The sequence below is a fragment of the Streptomyces sp. UH6 genome (assembly GCF_013421635.1).
Lineage (GTDB): Bacteria > Actinomycetota > Actinomycetes > Streptomycetales > Streptomycetaceae > Streptomyces > Streptomyces abyssomicinicus.
This window is the reverse complement of record NZ_JACADT010000194.1, coordinates 1-7,767: the sequence shown is the minus strand read 5'-3', so window position 1 is coordinate 7,767 and position 7,767 is coordinate 1. Positions and strand designations below refer to the sequence as shown.

5 protein-coding genes are annotated in these 7,767 nt (G+C 74.1%); 2 read left to right on the top strand and 3 right to left on the bottom strand.

Annotated features, from left to right (window positions below; translation table 11 throughout):
• Nucleotides 1–1,198 (top strand): AMP-binding protein (locus HW445_RS12500; RefSeq protein ID WP_180221101.1); only part of this gene is annotated, 1,198 nt, incomplete at its 5' end.
• A 294-nt stretch (nucleotides 1,199–1,492) separates the two neighbouring features.
• Here the strand turns inward: HW445_RS12500 and HW445_RS12495 are convergent.
• Nucleotides 1,493–5,140 (bottom strand): S8 family serine peptidase, encoded by a 3,648-nt coding sequence (locus tag HW445_RS12495; RefSeq protein WP_180221100.1) that lies wholly within the window; start codon nucleotides 5,138–5,140, stop codon nucleotides 1,493–1,495.
• Between the two features lie 303 nt (nucleotides 5,141–5,443).
• On the opposite strand from HW445_RS12495, the gene HW445_RS12490 reads away from it, so the two are divergent.
• Complete coding sequence (locus HW445_RS12490; protein WP_180221099.1) at nucleotides 5,444–6,481, top strand: rod shape-determining protein; 1,038 nt, start codon at nucleotides 5,444–5,446, stop codon at nucleotides 6,479–6,481.
• A gap of 96 nt (nucleotides 6,482–6,577) precedes the next feature.
• Here the strand turns inward: HW445_RS12490 and HW445_RS12485 are convergent, their stop codons facing one another.
• Nucleotides 6,578–7,513 carry an anti-sigma factor RsbA family regulatory protein gene (locus HW445_RS12485; protein WP_180221098.1) on the bottom strand — a complete coding sequence of 312 codons (936 nt, stop codon included), beginning with the start codon at nucleotides 7,511–7,513 and terminating at the stop codon, nucleotides 6,578–6,580.
• The coding region (locus tag HW445_RS12480) for an STAS domain-containing protein (RefSeq protein WP_180221097.1) at nucleotides 7,510–7,767 on the bottom strand (258 nt) is incomplete at its 5' end. The genes HW445_RS12485 and HW445_RS12480, both read right to left, overlap by 4 nt.

Here is a 7,767-nt window from a genome sequence, read left to right as displayed (position 1 = left end):
GGCCGCCCCCCGGACCCGTCTGCCCGAGGCGACGGCGGGGCTGGAGCGTCTGGACGTCGATCCCTGGACCCGCACCGCCCTCGCGCCGGACACCGCCGGCCCCCTCGACGCGGCGCTGGTCGTCTACACCTCCGGCACGACCGGACCGCCCAAGGGCGCGGTGATCCCCCGCCGGGCGGTCGCCGCCACCCTGGACGCCGTGGCCGACGCCTGGGCCTGGACCGCCGACGACCTGCTGGTGCACGCCCTCCCCCTCTTCCACGTGCACGGCCTGGTGCTGGGGACGCTCGGCCCGCTGCGGCAGGGCGGCTCGCTGCGGCACCTGGGCCGGTTCGACACGGTGGGGGTGGGCCGGGAACTGAACGCGGGCGCCACCATGCTGTTCGGGGTGCCGACGATGTACCACCGCATCGCCGAGGCCCTGCCCGGGGAGCCGGAGCTGGCGAAGGGGCTGGCCGCCGCCCGGCTGCTGGTGTCCGGTTCGGCCGCCCTGCCGGTCCACGACCACGAGCGGATCCTGGCCGCCACCGGCCGCCGGGTGATCGAGCGGTACGGGATGACCGAGACGCTGATGAACACCAGCGTCCGCGCCGACACCGGTCCCGGCCCCGCGGCCGCCGGGACGGTGGGGGTCCCGCTGCCCGGCGTGGAGCTGAGGCTGGTGGACGACGACGGCACCGAACTCCCGGCGCCGGACGGCGAGAGCGTCGGGGAGATCCAGGTCCGCGGCCCGAACCTCTTCACCGAGTACCTGAACCGCCCGGACGCCACCGCCTCCGCCTTCACCTCCGACGGCTGGTTCCGCACCGGCGACATGGCGGTGCGCGAGCCCGACGGATCGGTGCGGATCGTGGGCCGGCGGGCCACCGACCTGATCAAGAGCGGTGGCTACAAGATCGGCGCGGGCGAGATCGAGAACGCCCTGCTGGAGCATCCCGCGGTCGCCGAGGCCGCGGTCACCGGGGCGCCCGACGAGGACCTGGGCGAACGGATCGTCGCCTGGATCGTCCCCGCCGACCCGCAGTCGCCACCGGCCTTCGAGGAGCTGACCGGCCATGTGGCGGCCCGCCTGGCGCCCCACAAGCGCCCGCGGGAGGTCCGGCTGATCGACGCGCTGCCCCGCAACGACATGGGCAAGGTGATGAAGCGCGCGCTGGACGGAAGCGTGTATTGGACACCTGTTCTGCCGCTCCCTTGATCAGGTGATCCACGTTCATACGCCCGCGCGAACCACTTGTGGGAAGAAATGCTCACGGTGTGCCGACGGCGGGCTGCAGACCGGAGGTCGGCGCATGTCCCGAGCAAGCACACATGTCCCGAGGAGTAGTACCCCATGAACGTCATCACCGACGCGCTCGCCTGCATCGTCCACTTCCTGGGCTGGCTGGTCTGACGCCGACCCGGCGAGCCGCCGGAAGCGGAACGCACAGCGGCGCCGTCTCCCCGTCCCAGGGAGGCGGCGCCGCCGTCGTTCACGCGGGATCCGTCCGGGTCACCTCACGCCGACGGCGCGGAGGATCTCCTGGCGGACCGACCCCTCCTTGTCGTCGCGGACCTCGGCGCGCAGCGAGACGTGGTCCGTGCCGCGCGGCGCGGAGAGGGTGCCGCGCCAGGTGCCGCCGTCGCGGCGCAGGTCCACCTTCCGCCAGGTGGCGCCGTCGTCGTAGGACACCTCCAGCTCACCGGACCTCAGCTTTCCGGTCCCGCTCGCGCCGTCGACGTACGAGCCGCTGATGGAGACCGGCACCCGCTGCCCCGCCCGGATGTCGCCGGACAGGTCGGTGGTGACGTGGAAGCCCAGGTTGAGCAGCGGCATCGTGACCTGTCCGTCCGTCGTCCCGGAGCGGAAGGTCCACTCGCCGTGGCCCCGGGTGGACAGGTCCCACTTCTCCGGGTCGAGGGTGGTGTCGGTGACCAGCTTGAAGGTCTGTTCCTCGGCGGGGGCCTCCCACACGTTGAGGCCGCTGCCCTGGACGCGGCCCAGCAGGGTGCCGTCCTCGGCGTACGCCTCGGTCACCTGCGTCATGCCGGAGGCGTCGTTCCAGACGTCGCCGAAGCCGGTGTGGTCGGGGCCGGAGTCGCCCCAGCCGGGGACGTTGAAGGCCATCGAGTCGCCCTCACGGGTCTGGCCCCAGCCGAGGCCCTCGCCCATCCAGGGGTGCCAGACGGGCCGGAACCAGTTCCGCTCGTGCCGGTCGCCCGCCCGGTAGGTGACCAGACCGGAACGCTGCTCCAGCGTCTCGCTGTTCATCATCGCCACCTCGTGCCAGGTGAGGCCCTCCTCGACGGTGACGTGGTCGGTGCGGCGGTGCGGGTAGGCAACCCGCTCGCGGAAGCCGACGCCGACCGGGAAGGTGTCGGTGATCGAGTAGCGGAACTCGCTGCCGGCGTCGCTCGGCCGCGTCGCGTGGAACGCCACGTCCACCCGGCCGAGGTCGTCGCGGTCGGGGGCGTACACCAGGCTGCGGTCCGGGATCGCGCCCCGGTGGCCCTGGGTCAGGTCGTAGACGTACGGGGTGTTCGGCGTGCCCTCGGCCTTGACGGTGCCGCTCCTACGGAGCCGTTCGGCGTCGGCGGCGTTCAGCGAGGCGACGGGCAGCGGGGCCTCGGCGCCAGTGACGAGGTCGCCGGCCCAGAGGCTGAGCCGGCCGGGCCGGTCGTCGGTGACGAACAGCATCTTCGCTCCGGCCTCGTGCGCGGCACGGGCGAGGGCCGGCAGGTCGGTGTCGTCGCCGATCGTGGCGAGGACGGCCTTGCCCTTGACGGCCGCGGTGACCGGGCCGGTGCCCACGTCGGCCAGCCGCAGGCGCAGGTCTCCGTCGACGAGGGGTGCTCCGGCCTGGGGAACCGTCTCGCCGACGCCGCGCACCTGGAGCGCGGGCTCGCCGAGCCGCCACCGGGTGCGGTACTCGAACGTCCCCTCGGTGACCTCGCGGGTCGGGGCGGCGTAGACGGTGTCGTAGCGGATCGGGATCTGGAGGGCCGCGACCGCCGAGAGGCCGTTGGCCTCACGGGCGAACTCCATGATCAGCTGCCGGGTCTCGGTGCGGTCGTCGACCTTCGCCTCGATCTCGCGCAGCCCGGTGCCGTCGAGGGTGATCTCCCGGTCACGGTCGAGGTCGATCTCGGGTGCGGCGAGCAGACCGAGGCCCAGCGAGTCCGGGCCGTGCGCGCCGGTGACGTCGAGGAAGGTGTCGACGCTGTAGGTGCCCGGGGGCAGGCGCAGCTCGACCGTGCCGTCGTCGCCCGTGAAGGCGGGTTCGGGCCAGCTTCCGGCGGCCAGCTTCTGCACCGACAGGCCGGCGGCGGCCGGCTTGCCCTCGCGGTCCTTGACGTGGACGGTCAAGGAGTAGCGCTCCTCCTCCTTGACCAGGCCGAAGGCGGTGTGGGCGACGGGTTCGCCGGCCGCGGAGGCGACGATCCGCCCGCTGGTGGTGCCCACCGGCGCGTCGGTGCCGTCGCCGGTCACCGTGGTGGAGGCGGTGCCGTGCGCGGGCACGGTCAGCCGGGTGTCGGCGAGGCCGGCGACGCCCGAGCCGCCCTCCACCGCGAGGTCGAGCACGACGTCGCGGTCGCCGGAGTTGGTGTAGGTGACGGTCTTCGTCGTCGGGGTGTTCTCCTCGTAGGGCCAGCTGTGGAAGCCGAGATCCACGCTGCCGGTCGCGGTCACCGACGCGGCCACCGCCGCGGGCACGTCGACCCGGCCGGCGCCGAGGGTGTAGGCGGAGGCGTCCAGCCGCTTCGACGTGGACATCAGGGCGTTCTTGAGCTGTTCGCCCGTCCAGTCCGGGTTGCGCTGGGCCAGCAGCGCGGCCACCCCGGCGATGTGCGGGGTCGCCATGGAGGTGCCGCTGAGGGCGACGTAGTCGCCGGAGCCCTCGGACAGGGTGGAGCGGGCCGCGAGGATGTCGACGCCGGGCGCGGCCAGGTCGGGCTTGAGCGCGTTGTCGCCGGACCGGGGGCCCGCGCTGGTGAAGTAGGCGGGCGTGTCCTCGTGGTCGACGGCGGCGACGGTCAGCGCGGCGTCGGCGGCGCCGGGCGAGCCTATGGACGACGGGGTGCCGGTGTTCCCGGCGGCGATGACGAAGAGCGCCCCGGTCTCGCGGGAGAGGGTGTTGACGGCCTGTGCCATGGGGTCGGTGCCGTCGCTGGGCTCCTGGGACCCCAGGCTCATGGACACGATCTTCGCGCCGACGTCGCGCGCGGCCCACTCCATGCCGGCGATGATCTGCGACTCGCTGCCGGAGCCGGAGTCGTCGAGGACCTTGCCGACGGCCAGCGTGGCGTCGGGCGCGACGCCCTTCTCCCTGCCGCCGGAGGCCGCGCCGCTGCCGCCGACGGTGGAGGTCACATGGGTGCCGTGACCGTCGCGGTCGGCGACCTCCTGGCCCTCGATGAAGCTGCGGGACTGCGCGACGCGGCCCGTCAGGTCGGGGTGGGAGACGTCGACACCGGTGTCCAGCACGGCGACCGTGACGCCCTCGCCGGTCAGCCCGGCGTCCCAGGCAGCCTCGGTGCCGATCTGCGCGTTGCTCTCGGCCATCGTGGCCTCGACCCGCCCGTCCAGCCAGACGCCTTCCACGCCCGCCTGGCGGGTGACGGCCTTCCAGAAGTCGCGGCCCTTGTCGGCGGTGACGGCCGCGCCCCGGACGCTGGGCAGCGACCGCTCGCGGTCGGCGCCCCGGGGGGTCGTGGTCCGGGCCCCCTTGCCGTAGGTGACGATCAGGGGGAGTTCACCGGTCCTGGCGTCGGTGAGGCCCTGCTCGATCAGGCCGGTGACGTCGAAGAGCCGCCGGTCCAGGCGGCCGTCCCGCAAGCGGGACTCGGCCTCCTCGGGGACGACCAGGACGTTGCCGTCCACCACGTCGGTGCGCACCGCGCCGGTGGCGCCCTCGGGCGCCTGCACCTCGACGGTCCTGCGGCCGCCGCCGAGTTCGGTGACGGTGACCTGGTGGCCCGTCACCAGGGTGACGGTGTGGGCGGCGGCGGACGCGGCACGGGCCGCCGCGGGGGAACCGCCCGCGGGGAGCGGAGCGGCTCCGGCGGGCGTGACCGGTGCCAGCAGTGTGCAGGCGAGGCAGGCGGCGACCAGGCCGACGGTTCTGCGGGGGGAACGGGGACGTGCGAAATGGGGGCTCATCTACCCTCTCTTCGTCCAGCGGCCGCCGGGAGGTGACGGGCGCTTCCCGAAGATTCTTGGCAGGCTTATGTCACCGTCAGGTCAAGACCGGCGGGCGGGATTGCGCCGTGACGGGAACCCGCCTTCCCCGTGGTCCCACGCGGGTTGCCGCGCCGCACGACACGCCGTGCGCGGGTGGCCGGCCACCCGTTAGGACCGCACACGGCCGGGCGGTCCCAGCGGGCGCCGCGTGCCCCGGACTCGCAGGATGCCTCAGAGGGGCGCCGGCCGGGCGTCGCCCACCGCATCCGGGAGGTTCCCCAAGTGACCGCCAACCTCGACCAGTTGCGCCGCTGCCACTTCGCCGTGGACCTCGGCGCCGCACGGACCCGCGTCTACGTCAAGGGGGCCGGTCTGGTCGTCGACCAGCCCTCGGTCGCCGCCGTGAACACCCGGACGGGCGCGCTGATCGCGGTCGGTGAGCTCGCGGAACAGATGACCGGCCGCACCCCGTCCTACATCAAGACGGTCCGTCCCGTCTCCGGCGGCACGGTGATCGACATCGAGATGGCGCAGCGGATGCTGCGTCATCTGATCGGTGAGAAGACGCGGCGCGTCCTGCGCCGCAAGCCCCGGCTGCGGGCGGCGGCCTGCACCCCGCACGACGCGGGCCCGCTGGCCCGCCGCGCCACCGTGGAGACGCTGGTGGGGCTCGGCGCCCGCCGGGTGGAGCTGGTGGACACGCTGATCGCGGCCGCCGTGGGATGCGGTCTGCCGGTGGAGCGCGCCGAGGCCACCATGATCATGGTGTGCGGGGCGGCGGCCACCCAGGTGGCGGTGCTGTCGCTGGGGTCGATCGTGACGGCGGAGCGGGTCTCCGTCGGCGGCGAGGCGGTGGACAACGCGATCGTCCAGCACCTGCGCCACCAGCACGAGCTGGTGCTGCCCAGCCAGTCGGTGCGCCCCCTCCAGCTCGCCCTGTCCGGCAACGGGCTCACCCCGCACGGCCCGGCCACCACCGAGATCCACGGCCGTGACGTGGCCACCGGCCTGGCCCGGTCGGTCCAGGTGGACACGGCGGCGGTGCGCAACGCGATCCAGACGCCGTTGACGGCGGTCCTGGACGGCATCGGCAAGGTCCTGCGCGACTGCCCGCCGGACCTGGTGGCCGACCTCGCCGACCGCGGCATCATGATGGTCGGCGGCACCGCCCTGCTGCCCGGCTTCGACCAGATGCTGCGCCAGGCGACGGGCATGCCGGTGCACATCGCCGAGCGTCCCGACGTCTGCGCCGTGCAGGGTCTGGGCGCCATGCTGGACGGCAGGATCGAGCCGATGGTCCTCAACCCGCTGGCCGGCTGACCCGGCGCCGGCGGGCGGGCCGTCGGCGGCCGGAGGGCCGGCCCGGCCGGAGGCCGGCCGCGGGCCGCCGGGTCACCGGGTCACCGGGTCACCGGGTCACAGGGCCAGGTACACGCGGATCGTGGTGCCGTACCCGTCGGTGTGCATCCGCACCAGGTCCGCCAGCAGGTTGACGGTGAGCAGACCGCGTCCGCCGATCTGGTCCCGCCCGGCGGGGCGGCGGCCGGCCAGCGGGTCGGTCAGGTGTCCGGCGTCGCGGACCTCGCAGACCAGCCGGTCCTCCTCGGACCACAGTCGTACCGTTCCCCGGCCCCCGCCGTGGACCACGCTGTTGGTGGTGAGCTCGGCCACGATCAGCGCGAAGTCGTCCAGCCGCTCCCCGGCCAGCCCCAGCTGGGCGGCCTCGGCGACGCTGCGGTGCCGGGCGGTGGGCAGGGTCCCGGCGTCGTAGTCGTACGTCAGGCGGATCCCGCCGGGCGCGGCCGGCAGGGGCTGGTTGTAGCGGGCGACCAGGCCGTCCGGGTCGTAGGCCGGGCTGTCGCTGCGCCGCCCGGCGCCGTCGATCACCACGGGGTGGGTGACGTAGGCGTCCGCGAGGGACCGCTCGTCGAGCCGGCCGGTGTCGTACGGGCAGAGGATGCTGACCGCACGACCGGTGAAGGCGTGGTTGATGAGCGCCTCGTGCTGGGCGCACGCCGGGTACTCGGTCTCCGAGCGGCCCGACCAGATCGGCTCGCCGATCAGGCGGACCCGGCCGGCGCCCGGGTGGGAGTCGGCGAAGGCGCGCAGCACGCCGGGGATGATGCGGCCCGGGTTGCGCCCGGCCTGCTGCATGTCGAGGAAACGTACCCGCGCGGCGTCCTCGCCGAGCCCGGCCTCGATCAGCTTCAGGTTGTACGACGGCACGGCGACGGCCACCGGCTCGCCCCGCTCCAGTCCCTCACGGACGAACGAGAGGCAGCCGGCCAGGTACTCGTCGGTGTTCCCGTAGAACAGGGCCGGGTGCACGAAGGGTTCGGTCACGGTACTCACGGCGTCGGCACCTCGATCCCCGGCAGGCCGGGCCAGTACATCTCCAGGACCCGGCTGAGGGCCCTCGGCGGGTTGTGCAGGACGATGCGGCGGCCGGTCTCCAGGCGGCGCGCGGCGGCGGCGAGCGCCTCGGCCCCCGCCACGTCCACGAAGGCGACCTCGGACAGCTCGAGCACGTACGCGCCCCGGCCGCCCTCGACCGCTTCGGCCAGTACGTCCGTCCACACGGCACGCGTGGTCAGGCCGACCTCGCC

Excerpts from the sequence above, each read along its gene's own strand:
- HW445_RS12495 (WP_180221100.1), bottom strand. The coding sequence starts at position 5,140 with ATGAGCCCCCATTTCGCACGTCCCCGTTCCCCCCGCAGAACCGTCGGC.